Origin of the sequence: Streptomyces sp. NBC_00461 (assembly GCF_036013935.1) — a bacterium.
GTDB lineage: Bacteria > Actinomycetota > Actinomycetes > Streptomycetales > Streptomycetaceae > Streptomyces.
This window is the reverse complement of sequence record NZ_CP107902.1, coordinates 4,291,789-4,310,600: the sequence shown is the minus strand read 5'-3', so window position 1 is coordinate 4,310,600 and position 18,812 is coordinate 4,291,789. Positions and strand designations below refer to the sequence as shown.

Here is an 18,812-nt window from a genome sequence, read left to right as displayed (position 1 = left end):
TTTGTGCGGGAGGAGGGGCCTCAGGACCGTTGCCGAGCCCGGCCGGGGCTCGCCGCCCCTGCCGGGCCGGTGGTCACTGCTCGTTCTCCGCGGGGAGTTCCAGCGCGAAGGCGTCGTCGATGGCGCGGGCGGCGGACACGACACGGGCGCTGCCCACCACGGGGGCGATCGCCACGAGCGTTCCCTGGATCTTCTCCAGCGGCACGCCGGCTTCCGCGGCGGTGCCGATGTTGAGCAGGTACGAGGGAGCGGAGGCATCCATGGCCACCAGAGCGGCGATGCGTGCCAGCAGGTAGGTCTCCTGATCCAGTCCCGACCGCTCGAACGTGTCGAGCGTCATCTGGACGAGCGTCTCGAACACAGGTGCGTCGGCTTCGGCGAGGGCGGCGAAGCCACTTGCACCTGTCGGTTGCTCAGCCATCTCGGACTCCTTGCTCTGTTCCGGCGCTTTGGGATGACTTACGTCTTCAGGAGAGCCCCGACGTACGCCGGACCGCATCACCCGGTGCGGATGACCGGCCGGCCGTCGGCGGCCGGGCGCGGCCGTCGCCCATGGCGGCCCTCGGCAGGCGGGAACCGTCGGGCCCGACCAACGTGCGTCTCCCCCAGCCGGGTGGTCCACTGGAATGAGGGGGCGGTTCCGGCCTCCCGATCCTCGTGGCCACCGCAGCCGAACGTCCGGCTGAGGCCGGGTGCCGAGATTTCCGCACCAGGAGGAGCTTGCCTTGAGAAACGAAAGCGACGCATTCGACGACCTGGGCCCCATCGACGACCTGGGCCCCATCGACTACCTGGTGGTCGAATACCCGGGCAAGAGCCCCACCGGCGAAGCCCTTCCGTACCTCGTCGACCTGGTCGACCGGGGCCTGATTCGCATCCTCGACATGGCCTTCGTCCGCAAGGCCTCCGACGGCTCCGTGGCAGCGGTCGAAATGGCGGATCTCACCCGGGACGGGAACACGAACCTCGCGGTATTCGACGGCGCCACCTCCGGACTTCTCGGTCAGGCCGACATCGAAGAGGCAGGGAAGGCGATCGGACCCGGCAGTACGGCCGTCATCGCGATGTACGAGAACCGCTGGGCCGCACCATTTGCCCAAGCCCTGAGGCGCGGCGGCGCCCGACTGGTGGCCGCCGGAAGGATCCCCGTCCAGGACGTCATCGCGGCACTCGACTCGGCGGAGGCCGCAGCCGCCGGCACCTGACGGTGAACAGCGTGCAGATCACAGGAGGTTCGACATGCCAGGCCTCATTCGCGGCATCGCCCGCACAGCTGTCGTAGCCGGTACCGCGACGGCCGTCTCCAATCGCGTGTCCCGGCGGCAGGCGGGCCGGTGGGCCCAGCAGGACGCACAGCAGGCCCCGCCCGCGCAGCCTCCGGCCGCATCACGATCGACAGAAGACAAGATCGACATGCTCAAGGAGCTGGGCGAACTGAAAGAACAGGGTGTGCTGACGGAAACCGAGTTCGAGGACCAGAAGCGTCAGATTCTCAGCGGATGACCAGCGCTGTACCACCAGCGATCAACGCGGCACCCGGAAGATGGAGGGCACCAGCTCGGACGGACGGTTGTCGCCGAGGCAGCCTCGCGGCGACAACCGACCGGGCTGAGTGGGTCGCACCGGCCTCGTGCGGCTTGCGGCTCACTGCCGAACCGTTGGCCCCTGCGGGACGCGGTTCGCGCGTTCGGCCCGCTCATAGGCCGAGTGCCACATCCTTGGCCTTCCAACCCGTAAAGCACGCTTGATCTGCCGTCGTACTGGAAAACCTCGCCGATCGAGGCAGGCTCGTCGGCCCGCGTGGCCCAGGGCGGCGTGGCCGGGCATGTGTCGGCGGATCGTCCCTCCCAGGCGTCCTGTGTGCCCCCGGCGTCGATCACGCCCCCGCCCGGATCAGGGCATGGGCAGGCGCACGGCGAGGAGGGCGATGTCGTCGGTGCTGCCGGGGGGCACCCGGGCGGACAACTGGTCGCAGAGGGTGTCCAGCGGTTCGTGCGCGAGGGCGAGGGCGTGGCGGCGCAGCCGGCCGAGCCCGGTGTCCAGGTCGCTGCCGGGAACCTCGATCAGGCCGTCGGTGTAGAGAAGGAGTGTCGATCCCGGCGCCAGGGCGTGGGTGGCGCTCGGCCGATGGCTGCTGCCGCCCAGGTGGGTTCCGAGGATCAGCCCCTGCCCGGCTTCGAGGTACCGCGCGTTCCCATCGGGGGTCAGCAGCAGGGGCGGCGGGTGCCCGGCACTGGTCCAGTGCAGCGTCCAGGGGCCGGTGTCCGGACCTTCCACCCGGGCGAGGACGAGGGTGGCCATCGACACGGCCGTGATGGCGTGCATGGCGTCGTCGAGTCGGTCCACGACGGGACCGGTCGGGCCGGGGTGGTCCCAGGCGAGGGAGCGCAGGATGCCGTGCAACTGCGCCATACCGGCCGCGGCGGTCAGATCGTGGCCCACGACGTCGCCGATGACCAGGGCGAGCGTGCCGTCCCTCAGCGTGAACGCGTCGTACCAGTCGCCGCCGACCTGCGAGCCGGCCGGAGCGGGCTGGTACCGCGCTGCCAGCTGGACCCGGCCGTGCTCCGGCAGCGGGGGCAGGAGGTTGCGCTGCATGGCCTCGGCGACCTCGCGCTGCCGGCCGAACCGGCGGGCGTTGTCGATGACCGGGCCGACCCGGCGGCCGATGTCGCCCGCCACATCCAGATCGCCGGTGTCGAAGGGCCGTGCCGGGTCGCTGCGCACCAGTGTCAGGGCGCCGGTGACCTGTTGGCCGACGTTCAACGGCACCGTGATGACCGATGCCGCGCCGGTCGCTTCGAGGAAGGCGTGGTGGACGGCGGCCAACGGCGAGTCGGGGGTTGCCTCCATGTCCGAACGCTCCTGCAGGACGGGCCCGGCTCCGTTCAGCACTTGGACCAGGGCCGAGTGGGCCGCTTCCCCGGTCGGCGGCGGAAGGTGCCCACGCCAGTCCTCCTGCCCGGCGTCGCGACCCTCCGGGCCGGTCACCGCCACCCGGTGCACCTGACGGGCGCCTACTCGCAGGTCCACCGCCGCGAAGTCGGCGAAACGGGGAACCAGGAGCCGGCTCAACCGGGCGAGGGCCTCGTCCACCTCCAGGGTCTGACCGAGCACCTCGGTGATCTCCGCGACGAGCGTCAACCGCTCGGCGCGGCTCTCCAGAGCGGTCGTACGAGCGGCTCGTTCCGCCTGTTCGGTACGTTCCGCCCACTCGGCACGTTCCGCGCGTTCCCTGTGGGCGCTCTGGACCGCCGCGGTCTCGACGACGAGCACGACCATGCCCAGGCAGACACCGTCCCGCGTCAGAGGAGTGGCCGACCAGGAGATCGGGACCAGCCGTCCGTCACCCCGCAGGAACCAGTCGTCGTCCCCGCGTGCCGGACGCCCCTCGGCCAGTGCCCGCAGCAGCGGGCAGTGCTCGCGCGGGATCCGGGCGCCTCCCGGATCCCGATGGCACAGGTCGTGCAGGTCCTGCCCGTCCACCACCGCTGCCGCACGCCCCAGCAGTCGCTCGGCGGCCGGGTTGACCGCGACGATCCGCCCCGCCGGGTCGATCACGGTCACCGCCGTGCCCAGCTGCTCGACGACCCGCTGCCACAGTCCCGGTTCCGCCGCCGACAGCCGCCACTCGTGCTCTTGGCCGGGCCTCACGTCCTCCACGATGCCGCTATCCCCTTCACGGCGCACTCCACCGGTGCCTCGGCCTGCGAGGCCGCAGCGGACGCCGGTGCCCGTCGGTCCCGTACGAGAACGAGAATCCGGCCGCACGCCCGACACGACGGCGCCTCCGCGACACCGCTGTACGACTGCTCCGGTCGTGTTCGTCACTGCCCGTAGGGATCGCGGCGGCCGTCCTGGCCGCCCAGCCGCCGGACTGACGAGCGGGCCGCGGTGGCAGAGCGGCGGCGGACACCAATGGTGAGGTCAGCCGCGCCACTCCACCATGAGCAGCGTCGCGTCATCCGTGGTGCGTCCGCCCCGCGCCCGTTTGAGTGTGTTGGACAGGGAGCGGGCCACCGACCGGATCCCGCGGCCGGTCTTCTCCAGCCGGTTCACACAGTCGATCAGCTGCTCTTCCCCGAACTCCTCCCCACCGGTCCCGTGCTCCTCGATCAGTCCGTCGGAGAAGCAGACGACGCGGTCCCCGCGTTCCAGTCTCAGCTCGCTGATCCGTGGTTCCGCACCACCCAGGCCGACAGGGAGGGTCGTCGGAGCGATCAGGCGGTCCGTGACGCGGTGGTTGCGGACGAGGATCGGCGGCGGGTGCCCTGCGTTGACCCACTGGACCTGTCCCGTCGTCGTATCCAGCTGCATCATCTGCGCGGTGACGAAGTGCTCGGGACCGAACTGCTCCGCCACTGCGCGGTCCATGAAGTCGTAGATCTCCGACAGCCCGATGCCGAAGCGGCGGGCGTGGCGGTAGGCGCCGATGGCCACGGTGGCCATCGTGGCCGCGTCCAGGCCGTGCCCCATCGCGTCGATCATGACCACGTGGAGGATGTCCCCGTTGAGCGCGTAGTCGAAGCTGTCACCCGCCACGTCATAGGCGGGTTCCAGGATCCCGGCCACCGCGACCCTGGGCATGATCATCGCCAGCGGTGGCAGCAGGGACCACTGGATCTCCGCGGCGACGCTCATCGGCTCATCACGCCGGACAGTGAAGAACAGGTCGGAGTAGCCGTGCTTGGTCACCAGCAGGTCGGCCACCAGGCCGGAGATCCTGCCCAGCAGGCGGCGGTCGTGGTCGTCGACGCTGTCCAGCGTCACGGCCATGACGCCCACCTGGTCACCGCCGTCCAGCAGCGGCAAATGGAGCCGTACTCCGTCGCCATCGGACTCCTCGACGGGGGCCGCGTCGAGGAAGCAGCGCCCCGCCTCGGAGCCGTCGATCATCTGCGGCTCCCCCTCCGTGAGGCCCTCGCCGGGCAGGGGTACGAGGTTCAGCTGGCCGTAGTCCTGCAGCAGTACCTGCGGACGGCGGCCCCCCAGCCGCTCCACCACGTCGGCGACCAGCGGCCCGATGAGATGGGGAGGAAGCTCGTGCGCGCGATCGAGGACCATTCCCAGCAGCGCTTCCCCGAAGCTCTCGGAACGGTCCGCTCGCCGTTCGGGCGTCATCCGCTCACCCGCCATGGTCCGCGCCTATCGGTTGCGGCGGGGTGGGACGACGAAGGGAATGTCAGAGTCATCGCTCCACCGGAGGTCGTCGGCGACCGGACCAGCCGACCGGTCACCTGGGCCTGACAACGTCGGGCCTCTCACCTGAGTCCCGTCCCTCCTTCCGACTCCCATGTGTTCTGTCCGTCGAGGCCGCTCTCGGCGAGTGCCAGCAGGCGCGGTGCCGACAGTGGGTTCCCGGGGTCGGCGGCAGAGGCCAGCAGCCGGGCGGCGGCTCCGGCAGGCTCGTCGGGTGGGATCACCAGCAGTTCCCAGCGTCCCACGGTGCCGCAGTCCACGGTGATGGCATGCGCCTCGGCGTCGAGGTCGGTCAGGACCACCTCGATCACATGCCCGGGCGCCATCACCTCCTGCGGGGCGTCGGGCCAGGCGGCGGTCCCCACGGTGACGCGGGTGACCGTGCCGACGCTCGGATCCAAGGAGCCGACCAGCGCGGGCAGCTCCAGTTCCAGTGCGTCGCAGCGCGGCCACCAGGCCCCGTCCAGAGGGCCGTGGCTGACGTCCGGCGTGAGGCGCAGCCGGGGCAAGGGCATCCGGTAGGAGTGTCCGTCACCTGGTGCCGCACCTTCGGCGGGCTTTGTGATGGCGTCCATCGTGCGATCCCGTTCCGGGCGGCTTCCGGCTGCCCGTCTCTGTCCCTCGCCGGGCACGGCGCTGCCGTGCTCGTGCGCCCGAAGGTTCTCGGTACCTGTCAGGCTACGCCCGGCCGTGGCGGGCGGCGCGGCCCGCGGTATCGCGTGGAGGCAGGCAACCATCGCGCGGGGACACGTCTACGGCGGACGCGGGCCGTGGCGTGACCGCCCCGGCCGGCACGACGGCCGATTCACGCCCCTTCGTCAGATCATCGGCGTGCCGGCGGCAGCCCTTCGACAGGCAGGATCAACACGCAGGGGGCGACGGGGCCGGGCAGCCCGACGACCTCACCCATGTTCTGCCAGCCCCAGGACGCGAAGGCGGCTTGTCCTGCCTGGTCGGCGGGATGCAGCAGGGTGACCCCGAGGAAGGCGTGCAGGTCCGTGAGCAGACGCCGTTGCAGGCGGCCGGCGATATCGCGTCGCTGAGCGTGCGGATGGGCCACGACCTGGGTGAGGACGACGAACCGCGCGCGGGAGGTGAGCCGCTGGATGATCTCCTGGAGCATTCCGTCGAACCACCGGCGGCCGGAGCCGTCAGGGCCCACTGGACAACCGAAGACGCAACCGACCAGCGCCGTCGTCTCGGCGACGAGCAGGGCGAAGCCGGGGCGGTGGGCGGCGACCGCCAGGTGGTGCAGGAAGAGTCCACGGTCGTGGTACGCCTCGCCGGGGGTGCCCGCGACGGACTCCGCAGCCAGGTCCGCGATGTCCTCGCGCATGTCTTCGGCCTGCCAGCGGGTCAGCCGGCGAAGGCGGATCCCGTCCTTGAGGACAGGCTGGTCCGGCCGACGAGCGGCGTCCCCGGGCGCCCGCGTCGCGGTACCCATGAGATCGCCGGGTGCTGCGGGCGGCACGGGACTCACGGGGGTAAGGAGCAGCGAAGTGGATCCGGTGGCATCGAGGAGCCGGGTGATCTGCGCGCACGGATGGTGCAGCTGCAGGCGAGCATGGACCCGGCCGGCGCGCCGCGATGCCGAAAGCAGGATGTCCAAGCCCCTGGCGTCGCAGGAGCCGACCGTCGTCAGGTCGATGTCGATCACGGTGACACCGTCCAGCAGACACTGCTCCATTGCGGCCCGCAGCAGCGGCGTCGTGGCCGACCCGATGTCACCGGCAAGCGTGACGAGGGTCCGTTCTCCTCGGTTCCGCCGGTGGATGTCCAGCCGGGAAGAGGCCATCACGCTTCCCCTCCGCCGAGACGTGGACCAGCGCGGGTACTCACCGCGGCCCCAGCCATGATGGGCTTGCGCGGCGTTGCTCCGACAGCGGCGGACATGATGCCGACCCGTCTCCGCGCCGACCACTGGGGCGGCCCGGATTCGTTTTCGCTGAGGACGACCCGGCGTGGCGGCCGGAGTGCGTGATGCCCTCGGTACTTCAACCGTACGTCGGCCGCAACCGGAAGCGGATGCTTCGACGGACGCGCGGCACGGCAGGGGCCGCATCACCTCACGGGCCGTCTCCCGGTCCGGGCTCCGGGGCGAGTACGGAGCAGGGGTTCGCGCCAGGCGCCAGGCCCGGCTTGCGAAGACCGCTTCCAGCGTTGTCCTCCACCCCTATGACGTGGTGAACCGAACGCCCTCCTCACTCCCTCTCCCGTAAGGCTCTACCGTCCCTGGGACGGAAGGGCCGCTGACCAGGTGTTTCTCTGTGCCCCCGGCAGGATTCGAACCTGCGACACCCGCTTCAGGAGTGGGATCGAATCCTTGACCGAGGGTGTTCGCTCGTGCCGGATGGTGCCGTCCTCGCAGGTCAGTGCCGACCGGCAGCTCGATCGGTCCTGGCTGAGGCGGATCGTGCTCCGCCGTCGCTCACGCATCGCGCACGCATGGCAGTGGGCACGCTGCCGGGTCGATGGCCGGGCACGGCCAAGTGCTCGTGTCTGCCGGATGGCGCCGCGGCACCAGTCGGCACCTCGCCGGTCCGGCCGTTCCTCGTGGCCTGCCGCGAAGTGCCCAGGGAGGTATGGCTGCCGTCCACGGCTGGTCAAGCCCCCATCTGGAGAACCGCCCAGCGGGTGGTCCTCTCGGGGTGGCGTGATACCCCGTGTCGTGCGGAGAGGGCCGCCACGATGCCGGTCCCACGACCGTTTTCCCTGTGTTCGGCAGGGCGGGGGCTGTCGTGCGACGGGCGTCGTCGAGGTACCGGCCCCGAGTCCGTGACCTCGATGCACAGGGCGCGGCGGCCGCCGACCTCGGGCAGGGACAACCGCAGCACTGCCGGCGGCAGTGCGTGGACGATCGCGTTGGTTGCCAGTTCCGAGATCACCAGGAGGGCGTCGTCGGCTGTCGGGGTGGGCACGCGCCACTGGGCGAGGGCGGTGCGTGCCCGTCGGCGTACGGCGGAGACGGCCTCGGGGATGTGCGGCAGCCGGCAGACGTGCTCGACCTGCGCGGGCGGGTCCACCTGGGCGGCAGACGCGCTCGTGGCAGGTGCGCCCACTCTCGGCCATGTCCACCGGTCCTTGCTTCTCATGCCGGAAGCAGCTGCTGGCTTCATGCCGCTGGTGGCGGCCGGGTCACTCGGCATTGGAGAGGATCTGGGCCAATGTCGTGACGGCCTGTTCGGCGTCGTGGCCTTCGGCGCGGACGGTCACGGTGCTGCCGACGGTGGCGCCCAGGCCCATGACGGCGAGGACACCGGTCGGGTTGACCGTCCGGTCGGCGTACTCCAGTTGTATGGCACTGGTGAATATCGCTGCGGCGCGGGCGAGTTGGCCTGCGGGACGGGCGTGGAGGTTGGCGGGCAGGACGACGGTCGTCTCGTGTGTGGACGGGATCGTCGCGTTCGTGGTGGTGGACTCAGAGCTTGTGGACATGACGGGCCTCCTTGGCGGCGTCGGCGACGGTCTTCAGGTCGGCGCCGGACGCGGCGGTGACGACGGCTGCAACGGCTCCTTCGACGAAGGGCGCGTCGACGATCAGCACGTCGGGGTGGGGATGGTCTTCCAGGACGGTGCGTGTGGTCAGGACGGAGCTGCCGAGGTCGGGCAGCACAACGACGCCGGCTCCGCGGTCGACGCTGCGGATGGCAGCGAGGACGAGGTCGTAGCTGGTGCCGATCCGGCCGTCGTCGGTGCCTCCGGCGGTGGCGAGGGGAACCGTGTCGGAGCCGATCTGCTCCACCAGCAGGCGAAGGCCCGCGGCGAGCTCGGCGCTGTGGGACACGAGTACGATGCCGACAGATGCGCTCATGAACAGCTACATTAAATGTCGGAACACTGTTCAGCAATAGTGAACTAAGGAGAAAATCTCGATGGTGCAGGCGGTGCAGCGGGCGGTGCAGATCCTGCGGGAGCTCGCGTCCACCGGTCCGCGGCTCGGAGTGACCGAGCTGGCCGACCGTCTGGGCGTGGCCAAGCCGACCGTGCATGCGCTGCTGCGCACGCTGGAGGCCGAGGGGCTGGTCGTACAGGACCGGGACAGTTCGAAGTACCAGCTCGGACCCGATCTGGTGCAGCTTGGCAATGCCTACCTGGACACCCAGGAGCTGCGGACCCGCTCACTGACCTGGGCGGACCAGCTCGCGAACCGGACGAATGAGGCGGTCTGGGTGGCCGTGCTCACCGGTGACCACGTCCTGGTGGTGCACCATGCGTTCCGGCCCGAGGGGGCTGTGCAGATTCTCGAGGTGGGCGCCAGCATCCCGTGGAGCACGTGTGCTCTGGGCAAGGCCATCGTGGCCTTTCTTCCGGTCGGCGAGCGTGAGCGGCTGCTCGCGGGTGAGCCGGCGGTGCTCACCGGTGCCAGCCTCACCGATGCCCAGGAGCTGGCAGGTCAGTTGAAGGAAGTCCTCAGGACGGGGTACGCGATCGAGGACCAGGAGTCCGCCATCGGGGACGCGGGTATCGCGTCTCCCGTCTTCGACCGTTCCGGCGAGGTGGTCGGCGCTCTCGGCATCGTCGGGCCCGTCGAGCGGTTGCTCGCAGAATCGGCACGTCAGGAGCTTGCGGTCGCCGTCCGGGAGACCGCCCGCAACCTTTCCCGTGACCTGGGCGCTCCCCGTGGGACGGCCGCACGCAGCACGGTGACCTGACCCGCCCCTCTGATCCAGGCCCCTCGGCAGCTGCCGAGGGGCCTTTTTCGTATCGACGGAACGCGAGGGCTGTCGAAGCCCTTGACAGGCCGGAAACGCGGCCTTAATTTCCAGAACAACGTTCATCCATGATGAACGCTCTACAGCCGGAACTTAAAGCTCCCCGGCTTCCCCCTGAGCGGCCGCCAGGTTGCCCGACCCCTGACCACCTGGCGGCCACCTCCCCCTTCACAGCCCGCTCCACGCGAGGAGGTGAGACGCCCAAGCCGCCGCTCGGCGCTGGGCGCCTTCCATGGAAGAAAACACTTACTCACAGAAGCTCGTGGCCGAGATGCTGGGCACCGCAGTGCTGGTGTTCATCGGCGTCGGCTCGGTCCCCGCGACGCTCATCGTCGGCGGCGACGCCCCGTTCACCATGGCGCAGCTGGGAATGATCTCGCTGGCCTTCGCCACCGCCGTCATCGCCATGGTCTACGCGATCGGCCATGTCTCCGGCTGTCAGATCAACCCGGCCATCACCCTGGCGCTGGCCGCGACGAAGAAGATGCCCTGGCGGGACGTTCCCGGCTACATCGCGGCCCAGGTGGCCGGGGCGGCGCTGGGAGCTCTTGCCATCGTCGGGGTGTTGGGGAAGAAGGCGGTCGACGTCGGCCTCGGCATCGCCGCCTACGGCAGCGGAGTCGGCGCCGGCCAGGCCTTCTTCGCCGAAGCCGTGGGCACCTTCATCCTCGCCTTCATCGTCTTCGGTGCCATCGATCGCCGCGCGGCCGGAGGTTTCGCCGGTCTGGCCATCGGCCTCGGCGTGTTCGCGATCATCATCCCGGTGGCACCGGCCACCGCGGCGTCCATCAACCCGGCCAGGACGCTCGGTCCGATGATCACCGGCCAGTTGTTCGGCGGCACGGTCCACTGGAACCAGCTGCCGGTCTATCTCGCCGCCGAAGTCATCGGCGCGGTCGCCGCCGGTTTCCTTTACGTCGCCCTGAACGCCCGCCGCGGCGTCACCACCGCCACCGAGGCAACGACCGCGCCGGTCGCCGCCGCTGAAGGAGCCCTGTCATGAAGAAGCTGATCAACGCCCCCGAAGCGGTGCTGGCCCAGGCACTGTCCGGGATCGCCGCCGCCCACCCCGGCCTGAAGGTCGACGCCGAGAACAAGGTGATCGCCCGCGCCTCGGGTACCAAGCCGGGCAAGGTCGCCCTCGTCTCCGGCGGCGGTTCCGGGCACGAGCCCCTGCACGGCGGCTTCGTGGGCGGGGGCATGCTCGACGCGGCCTGCCCCGGCGAGGTCTTCACCTCGCCCGTGCCGGGTCAGATGCTGGCCGCGGCCCAGGCCGTCGATGGTGGCGCGGGCGTGCTGTTCATCGTGAAGAACTACACCGGCGACGTCCTCAACTTCCAGATGGCCGCCGAACTGGCCGTCGACGAGGGCATCACGGTGGAGACCGTCCTGGTCGACGACGACGTCGCCGTCCAGGACTCCACCTACACCGCAGGGCGCCGCGGCACCGGAGCCACCGTCTTCGTCGAGAAGATCGCCGGAGCCCTCGCCGAGCAGGGCGGCAGCCTCACCGAGGTCGCCGAGATGGGCAAGCGGGTCAACGCCGCGTCCCGGTCCTTCGCGGTGGCGCTGACCGCCTGCACCACCCCCGCCTCCGGCAAGCCCGGTTTCGACCTGCCCGAGGACGAGATGGAGGTCGGCGTCGGCATCCATGGCGAGCCCGGCCGCCGCCGCGAGAAGCTCCGACCCGCCAAGGACATCGTGGCGACCGCGCTGGACGCGATCCTCGCCGACCAGCCACTGAGGGCCGGTGACGAGACCATCGTCATGGTCAACGGCCTGGGCGGCACCCCGCTCATCGAGCTGTACGTGGTCTTCAACGAGGTAGCCGTCGCACTCGCGGACAAGGGTGTGGTCATCGCCCGCAACCTCGTCGGCAACTACGTGACCAGCCTCGACATGGCCGGTGTTTCCGTCACCGTGTGCAAGGCCGATGCCGACATGCTGTCCCTGTGGGACGCTCCCGTGAACACCCCGGCCCTGCGCTGGGGCATCTGACCGAGCCGGGGGCCGGGCCACGCGCGACGCGAGGGCCGGGCCGGGTCCTTCCCGCCGCCCGCCCGCCCGGACCGCACCCCTCGCGTCTTCCCTCGGCCCTCGGCTCAACCAACCTCCGAACAGCCCCGTACCGACCATGAACGGAGTCTCCGTGGACACCGACCTCGCCCGCACGTGGGTGCAGGCCATCGCAGCCGCCGTGGACAAGAACAAGGACCACCTCACCCAGCTCGACTCGGCCATCGGCGACGCCGACCACGGCACCAACATGCACCGTGGCTTCTCCGCCGCCGCCACGGCCGTGGCCGACTACGAGCCGGACACCGTAGGGGCCGTACTGGTCAAGACCGGCACCACCCTCATCTCCACCGTCGGCGGCGCCTCCGGACCGCTCTATGGCGGTGCCTTCCGCGCCATCGGCAAGGCCCTGGACATCCCGACGGCTGACTCACCGCAGTTCGCCGCCGCCCTGGCCGCCGGCCTCGCGAGCGTCCAGAAGCTCGGTGCGGCCGCACCCGGCGACAAGACCATGATCGACGCCTATGCCCCGGCACTGGCCGCGTTCCAGCAACAGGCCGACGCCGGAGCCGGCTTGGCCGCCGCGGCCCTGGCCGCCGCCGACGCCGCCGAGGAGGGCATGCGAGCCACCACCCCGATGCAGGCCCGCAAGGGCCGTGCCTCCTACCTAGGCGCCCGCAGCGTCGGCCATCAGGACCCCGGCGCCACCTCCACCGCCCTCGTCTTCCGCGCCCTCGCCGAGACGGTGGGGGACCACGCCGAGACGCCGGGGGCCCGATGACCGACCGCCGCACCTACACCGGGCACGCCGCCGCACCCGGCACAGCCCTCGGCGTCGTCCACCGCACCGACCGGCCACTCACCAGGACAGCGCTGCCGCACCGCATCGGCGGCGACCCCACGCAGCAGATCACCGACGCCTTCGACGCCGTAGCCACCCGACTGCTCGACCTGTCCACCTTGCTGCGCGAACAGGGCAAGGACGAACAGGCCGACATCATGGAGGTCAACAGCTACATCGCCCAGGACCAGGATCTGCGCGACCAGGCCGTCAAGAGGGCGGACGACGGCCGGCCGGTACCCATCGCCGTCCGCCAGGCCATCGACGCCTACGCCGGAACCATTGCCGCACTGGACGATCCCACCCTCGCCGAACGGGCGGCGGACGTCCGGCAGGTCGGCCGCCGTGTGCTGGCCCACCTGCACGGCGAGACGGGCCCCGCCCCCGACCAGCCGCTCGTCCTGGTCGCCCACGAGATCGGCGCCGCCGACCTGCTGGAACCCGGCCTGACGGTGACCGCCGCCATCTCCGTGACCGGCGGCCCGAACTCCCACGCCGCGATCGTCGCCCGTTCGCTGGGCATCCCCTTCCTCCTCGCCGTCAACCCCCTGCTGCTCGAACTGCCGGACGGGCAGGAGATCCTGCTCGACGCCGGTCGGGCCAGCGCAGTCGCCCACCCCGACGACGAGGAACGCACCAGGGCCCTGCGAGCCATGGAGACCGCCCGAGCGCGCAGGCTCGCCCTCGCCGAAGAACGTCACCTGCCCGCGGAGACTCTCGACCGGCACCGCATCATTCTGCGGGCCAACGTGGCCACCCCGGCCGACACCCGCGCGGCCCTGACCACGGGCGCCGAAGGCATCGGCCTGCTCCGCACTGAGCTGCCCTTCCTCAACCACCCCGCCTGGCCCACCCGCGAGCAGCACGCGGCCACCCTCGTCCCCGTCCTGCGCGTTCTCGCCGGGCAGGTCGTCACGGCTCGCACGCTCGACTTCGCCGACGACAAACTGCCGCCGTTCCTCGCCGAAGGCCGCGAGGGCGGGCGGCTCGGGCGCGGCCTCCCCCTCATGCTGGCCCAACCGGACGTCTTCGCCGACCAGTTCCGCAGCCTGCTCTGCGCCGGAGCCGACACCGACCTGCGCATCATGATCCCCATGGTCGCGAGCGTCGACGAACTGCGCGCCTGCCGACGCCTCCTCGAGGCCGCGGCCACCGAGGCCGGCGTTCCGATACCACCCCTGGGCATCATGGTGGAACTCCCCGAAGCGGTCGCCGCGGCCGACGACCTCGCCCGCGAAGCCTCCTTCTTCTCCATCGGCAGCAACGACCTCACCTGCCAGATCCTGGGCCTGGACCGGCGCGACCCCACCGCCACCCCCGCCATGACGGCACACCCCGCCGTACTCGACGCCATCTCACGGGTCGTCACCGCCGCCCACCGACACGATCGTCAGGTCTCCGTCTGCGGCGACGCCGCCGCACACCCCCTCGTGACACCCCTCCTCATCGGCCTCGGCTGCGACAGCCTCTCGGTCGGCCCCGCCGCACTCGACGAGGTCCGGGCCCGCATCCGCCGGCTCCGCCACGACACCTGTGCCTCCCTGGCCGCCGTCGCCCTCACCCGCGAAACCCCCGAAGAGGTCTGGCGACTCGTCGAGCAGTGCGGCCGGCTCTCGCTGCCGTGAGAAGAAGAGGCCGGAAGCATGAAGAAGCTCATCAACTCGCCCGATCACGTGCTCGACGACGCTCTCGTCGGTGTGGCCGCCGCGCACCCGTCGCTGACGGTCAACACCTCCGACCGCTACATCGCCCGCGCGGGCGGGCCGACCCCCGGGAAGGTCGGCCTGGTCTCAGGCGGCGGATCCGGGCACGAACCCCTGCACGGCGGCTTCGTCGGATACGGGATGCTCGACGCGGCCTGCCCCGGTGAGGTGTTCACCTCTCCCGTGCCGGACCAGATCCTCGCCGCCACGCGCGCCGTGGACAGCGGGGCGGGGGTCCTGCACATCGTGAAGAACTACACCGGCGACGTACTGAACTTCCAGATGGCAGCCGACTTGGCCGCCGACGACGGCGTGCGGGTGGAGGGCGTCGTGGTCAACGACGACGTCGCCGTGGAGAACAGCACGTGGACGGCGGGCCGACGCGGCACCGGGGCGACCGTGTTCGTGGAGAAGATCGTCGGTGCGGCCGCCGAACTCGGCGCGGACCTGGGCACGACCGCGGCTCTGGGCCAGGAGGTCAACGACCGCTCCCGATCCTTCGGAGTCGCGCTCACGCCGTGCACCGTGCCCGCATCCGGCACACCCGGCTTCGAGCTGGGCGAGGACGAGGTCGAGCTGGGCGTCGGCATCCACGGCGAGCCCGGCCGCGCCCGCGGCAGGCTCACCTCCGCCAGGGAACTGGTCGGTGTCGCACTGGACGCCATCCACACCGACATGCCGCTCTCGGGCGACGTGCTCGTGATGGTCAACGGCCTGGGCGGCACCCCGCTGATCGAGCTGTACGTGGTGTATGCCGCGGTCGCCGAGTGGCTCGCCGGCCGTCGCGTGTGGATCACCCGCAACCTGGTCGGCAACTACGTCACCAGCCTGGAGATGGCCGGCTGCACGATCACCGTGTGCCGGCTCACACCACAGCTCACCCATCTGTGGGACGCCCCGGTCGTGACCCCCGCGCTGCGCTGGGGACGCTGAGCGGCCAAGCCCATCGACGCCGGACCGTACGAGAACGTACGAGGGAGCAGGGACGACGATGGACGCAAGCATGTTCCGGGCCTGGATCCATGAGGCCGCCCGATCGGTGACCGAGAATGCCGATCACCTGACCCGCCTCGACTCCGCTGTCGGCGACGCCGACCACGGCATCAACATGCGCCGTGGCCTCCAGGCGGCGGTGGCGATGCTGGACGAAACCACCCCTTCCACCCCCGGCGCAGTGCTCGCCACCGTAGGCCGGGCATTGATAAGCAAGACCGGCGGCGCATCAGGACCGCTGTACGGCACCGGGTTCCGGCAGGCCGCGCAGACCCTGGGCCGGCATCCCGACGTCTCCGCCGCACAACTCGGTGCCGCGCTTGCGGCCGCCCTCACGGGCATCCAGCGGATCGGCGCGGCGCTGGAGGGAGACAAGACCATGATCGACGCCCTCAGCCCCGCCGTGACCGCCTATCAGGCCGTCATCGACACCGGCGGCGAGCTGACCGGCGCCACCCGCGCGGCGTCCGACGCCGCCATGCGGGGGCTGAAGCAGACCGCCGACATGCAGGCCCGGAAGGGCCGCGCGAGCTATCTCGGAGCCCGCACCATCGGCCACCAGGACCCCGGCGCGGCGTCGACCGTGCTCATTCTGTCCGCACTCGCGACGGTCTGCTCGGCAGGCGAGCGGCGTGCGGACGGTCTTAAGTAAGCCCCTTGCACGTTTGGTTGGCCCGGTGGCGAAGGCGGCCTCGCCACCGGCAAAGACACGGCCGACCTCGCCGCCGATGCCAGGCCCACCCCGCCTGGCGAACACGACGGACGGCTGAGCCCCGGTACTGAGCGGATCGCCACAGCGACCCCCGCCGAGGAAGTGGCCGAGGTCTCGAACAGCTCCGAGGCCGACGCGTGGTTCGCGTCCGCAGGAACCTGCCGGCGGACGGACGAGGCAATGGCCTCATCCATCGACGGCACGTTCATCAAGACATGACACGACACGACACGACAAGCGCACTCGCGCGATGAGCGGCGTGCCTGCGACACGTGGACGCCCCTGCATCGCGCACGTTCAAGGACGGGGAGAGGGTACGAGGGCAAGTGCAAGCACAACCTGGCAGCAACCAGAGGCGGTTCACCCCGAGTGACTGGAGCGTGCGCACCCAGCTGCTGGCTGTGGTCGTCATCCCGATCGTCACCGCGCTCGTACTGGGCGGTCTGCGGGTCGGATCCGCCGTGCACAAGGCACGGGACATCGACAAGGCCCGTCAGCTCGTCCGCGTCGTCGACAAGGGCGCGACGCTGGTGCAGGAGATCGAGGACGAACGCGATCTCACCGCCGTCCACGTCGCCGCAGGCCGTACGGGCAACACGAGCCGAATCGACACGCAGCGCTCGAAGACAGACGCGGCGCTGGCCCGGGTCCGTGGCGAAGCCGCTCGTGTCCACCGAAGGACGAACTCGGTCCTGGGCACTCAGCTCGCGGTGCTCGACGCCCTCGGCCCGAAGGTGGCGTCGCTGCGCCACACGGTGGCCGGGGCGACGATGCGCTGGCCGACCGTGGTCGACGCATACACGGTCTTGCTCACCGAGCTCACCGACGCCCTTGACCTTCTGGCGCCGGGCATCGCCGGCCAGGCCCTTTTCATGAGGGCCGGCACACTCGAGACCTTCGCCCAGGCCACGGAGAAAGCGTCCCAGCAACGCGCACTGCTCGGCGGCGCACTGGCCGATGGACACTTCGATTCGAACGAGGCCCAGAGCCTGACCCTGGCCGGCCGTCGGCAACAGGCATTGATCGACCAGTTCCTGTCCGGTGCGCCGGCCGGCCAGCGTCAGTTCTACGAGCGCACCCTCACCGGAAGGGACGTCGACAGGGCCGACACGTTCCAGAAGCAGGCACTCGCCCTGCAGGGCACCCGTCGCCCCAACCTCGACGCCGACGTGTGGTTCGACACCATGACGAGCAAGCTGGACCTGATGCGACGGGTCGAGCAGCGGCTCGTCGGATCGGTCGAGGACGAGAGCTCGCGCGAGCAGCGCCAGGCCGAGCACTCACTGTTCACAGCGTCGCTCGTCGAGCTGTTGATCCTCCTGCTCGTGATCGGCGTGACGCACGTCCTCGTGCAGTCGATCGTCGGCCCGCTGCACACCCTGCGTGCCTCTACCCGCGATATCGCGCAACGCCGCCTGCCCGAGGTGGTCCGGTTGCTGCGGGAGGCCGGCGGCACCCAACTCAAGCCCATCGAGGTCGAATCCACGGCCGTCGACTCGACTGACGAGATCGGAACTGTCGCCCGCGCGTTCGACGATGTCCATCGCGATTCCGTGCGGCTGGCGTTCGAGCAAGCGCACCTGCGCGGGCGCATCAACACGATGTTCGTCAACCTGTCGCAGCGCAGCCAGAGCCTCGTGGAACGGCAGCTGGAGCTGATCGACCACCTGGAGAACGGCGAACAGGACCCCGACCTGCTCGCCAGCCTCTTCAAACTCGACCACCTGGCCACCCGCCTGCGCCGCAACGGGGAGAACCTGCTCGTCCTGGCGGGCGGAAAGGCGGGCCGCCGCTGGAGCGCCCCGGTCCGGCTCGTGGATGTCCTCCGGGCCGCCATCGGCGAGATCGAGCAATACCAGCGGGTGCAGCTGCGCGGACTGGTCACCGCGGACGTCGACGGCCGGGCGGTGAACGACATCGTTCATCTCATCGCGGAGCTGCTGGAGAACGCGACTACGTTCTCCTCTCCGGACACCGAGGTGCGGGTCACCTGCCGGCTGCTGTCCGGCGGCGGCGCGAAGGTCGAGATCCAGGACAACGGCATCTGCATGTCCGCCGAGGACCTTGTGGAGGCCAACGAGAGGCTCCTGAACCCTCCGGTCGTCGACGTCGCGGTGGCGCGACGCATGGGCATGTTCGTCGTAGGCCGACTTTCCGGCCGCCACGACATCCGCGTCCAGCTCCGCAGTTCGTCGCCCCACGGCATCACAGCAGTGGTCATGCTGCCCCAGCAACTGGTCCGGGAACACGAAGATCACATGGATCCTCCCGGACTGTCAGCCAGGTACAACCCGGAAGGACGCCTCACCGGCTGGCGCAACTACGACACGGCCGAGCAACCCGACGAAAGGGCGCCGTCCAGACGCGCACACCGGAACCGCCGTCCCGGCATCAGCCCTGCCAACAGTGAGTAAGTCCTGAACGCGCCGACCCCGGTGGAACAGCGGCTCGTCGCTCGGGCCTGCCACTCCTTCCGCTCACGCAAACGGCCCCGGACGAGGAGTCCGAGGCCGAATGGAGCGCCTCCTTGGGGGTGAAAGCCCAGTTCAGCGGATCAATGCGTTGTGCCCCCGGCAGGATTCGAACCTGCGACACCCGCTTTAGGGTTCCCGCCAGACCCCCTATGAGCTGCAGCG

The 18,812-nt window shown here is 70.4% G+C and carries 18 protein-coding genes; 10 read left to right on the top strand and 8 right to left on the bottom strand.

The genetic code is table 11. The features are described from left to right. Window positions 1-73: 73 nt before the first annotated feature. On the bottom strand, window positions 74-421 hold the full coding sequence (locus tag OG870_RS20105; protein ID WP_327691217.1) for a carboxymuconolactone decarboxylase family protein: 348 nt from the start codon (window positions 419-421) through the stop codon (window positions 74-76). 304 nt (window positions 422-725) lie between these two features. Between OG870_RS20105 and OG870_RS20100 the strand changes: the two genes are divergently transcribed. Then, window positions 726-1,205 carry a DUF6325 family protein gene (locus OG870_RS20100; RefSeq protein WP_266516223.1) on the top strand — a complete coding sequence of 160 codons (480 nt, stop codon included), beginning with the start codon at window positions 726-728 and terminating at the stop codon, window positions 1,203-1,205. Window positions 1,206-1,239: 34 nt separating this feature from the next. After that, the gene (locus OG870_RS20095) at window positions 1,240-1,503 is read left to right on the top strand and encodes an SHOCT domain-containing protein (RefSeq protein ID WP_266516220.1); all 264 of its coding nucleotides are present in this window, start codon (window positions 1,240-1,242) and stop codon (window positions 1,501-1,503) included. Between the two features lie 390 nt (window positions 1,504-1,893). On the opposite strand, the gene OG870_RS20090 is transcribed toward OG870_RS20095, so the two are convergent. The 7 genes from OG870_RS20090 to dhaM all read right to left on the bottom strand — a co-directional run bounded on the left by OG870_RS20090 (window position 1,894) and on the right by dhaM (window position 9,010). After that, window positions 1,894-3,654 (bottom strand): SpoIIE family protein phosphatase, encoded by a 1,761-nt coding sequence (locus tag OG870_RS20090; RefSeq protein WP_327691216.1) that lies wholly within the window; start codon window positions 3,652-3,654, stop codon window positions 1,894-1,896. 273 nt (window positions 3,655-3,927) lie between these two features. Continuing rightward, entirely contained in the window at window positions 3,928-5,121 is a 1,194-nt protein-coding gene (locus OG870_RS20085; protein WP_266588362.1) for a PP2C family protein-serine/threonine phosphatase, read from the bottom strand. Window positions 5,122-5,261: 140 nt separating this feature from the next. Beyond that, a complete protein-coding gene (locus OG870_RS20080; protein WP_266583762.1) occupies window positions 5,262-5,774 on the bottom strand; it encodes a DUF5994 family protein in 513 nt (170 codons plus the stop codon). 248 nt (window positions 5,775-6,022) lie between these two features. Further along, window positions 6,023-6,994 (bottom strand): STAS domain-containing protein, encoded by a 972-nt coding sequence (locus tag OG870_RS20075; protein WP_266583764.1) that lies wholly within the window; start codon window positions 6,992-6,994, stop codon window positions 6,023-6,025. A gap of 808 nt (window positions 6,995-7,802) precedes the next feature. Next, window positions 7,803-8,258, bottom strand: a complete 456-nt coding sequence (locus tag OG870_RS20070) for an ATP-binding protein (protein ID WP_327691215.1) — start codon at window positions 8,256-8,258, stop codon at window positions 7,803-7,805. A gap of 76 nt (window positions 8,259-8,334) precedes the next feature. Further along, complete coding sequence (locus OG870_RS20065) at window positions 8,335-8,634, bottom strand: HPr family phosphocarrier protein (RefSeq protein WP_327691214.1); 300 nt, start codon at window positions 8,632-8,634, stop codon at window positions 8,335-8,337. After that, window positions 8,618-9,010, bottom strand: coding sequence for a dihydroxyacetone kinase phosphoryl donor subunit DhaM (gene dhaM, locus OG870_RS20060; protein WP_327666994.1), 393 nt, complete (start codon window positions 9,008-9,010; stop codon window positions 8,618-8,620). The genes OG870_RS20065 and dhaM overlap by 17 nt, the downstream gene beginning before the upstream one ends. A gap of 61 nt (window positions 9,011-9,071) precedes the next feature. On the opposite strand from dhaM, the gene OG870_RS20055 reads away from it, so the two are divergent. From OG870_RS20055 to OG870_RS20020, 8 genes are all read left to right on the top strand, one after another. Continuing rightward, complete coding sequence (locus OG870_RS20055) at window positions 9,072-9,851, top strand: IclR family transcriptional regulator (protein WP_266516198.1); 780 nt, start codon at window positions 9,072-9,074, stop codon at window positions 9,849-9,851. Window positions 9,852-10,143: 292 nt separating this feature from the next. Further along, window positions 10,144-10,914: an MIP/aquaporin family protein gene (locus tag OG870_RS20050; protein WP_266516195.1), complete on the top strand. Its 771-nt coding sequence runs from the start codon at window positions 10,144-10,146 to the stop codon at window positions 10,912-10,914. Continuing rightward, window positions 10,911-11,909 carry a dihydroxyacetone kinase subunit DhaK gene (gene dhaK, locus OG870_RS20045; RefSeq protein ID WP_266516191.1) on the top strand — a complete coding sequence of 333 codons (999 nt, stop codon included), beginning with the start codon at window positions 10,911-10,913 and terminating at the stop codon, window positions 11,907-11,909. Before OG870_RS20050 ends, dhaK (OG870_RS20045) begins: the two co-directional genes overlap by 4 nt. Window positions 11,910-12,045: 136 nt before the next feature. Then, window positions 12,046-12,708: a dihydroxyacetone kinase subunit DhaL gene (dhaL, locus tag OG870_RS20040; protein ID WP_266516190.1), complete on the top strand. Its 663-nt coding sequence runs from the start codon at window positions 12,046-12,048 to the stop codon at window positions 12,706-12,708. After that, window positions 12,705-14,393: a phosphoenolpyruvate--protein phosphotransferase gene (locus OG870_RS20035; RefSeq protein WP_266516187.1), complete on the top strand. Its 1,689-nt coding sequence runs from the start codon at window positions 12,705-12,707 to the stop codon at window positions 14,391-14,393. Before dhaL (OG870_RS20040) ends, OG870_RS20035 begins: the two co-directional genes overlap by 4 nt. Window positions 14,394-14,411: 18 nt before the next feature. After that, the gene (dhaK, locus tag OG870_RS20030; protein WP_266516183.1) at window positions 14,412-15,404 is read left to right on the top strand and encodes a dihydroxyacetone kinase subunit DhaK; all 993 of its coding nucleotides are present in this window, start codon (window positions 14,412-14,414) and stop codon (window positions 15,402-15,404) included. A 58-nt stretch (window positions 15,405-15,462) separates the two neighbouring features. Continuing rightward, window positions 15,463-16,116 carry a dihydroxyacetone kinase subunit DhaL gene (dhaL, locus tag OG870_RS20025; RefSeq protein ID WP_266516176.1) on the top strand — a complete coding sequence of 218 codons (654 nt, stop codon included), beginning with the start codon at window positions 15,463-15,465 and terminating at the stop codon, window positions 16,114-16,116. 440 nt (window positions 16,117-16,556) lie between these two features. Next, window positions 16,557-18,590: a sensor histidine kinase gene (locus tag OG870_RS20020; RefSeq protein WP_266583773.1), complete on the top strand. Its 2,034-nt coding sequence runs from the start codon at window positions 16,557-16,559 to the stop codon at window positions 18,588-18,590. Window positions 18,591-18,812: the final 222 nt, after the last annotated feature.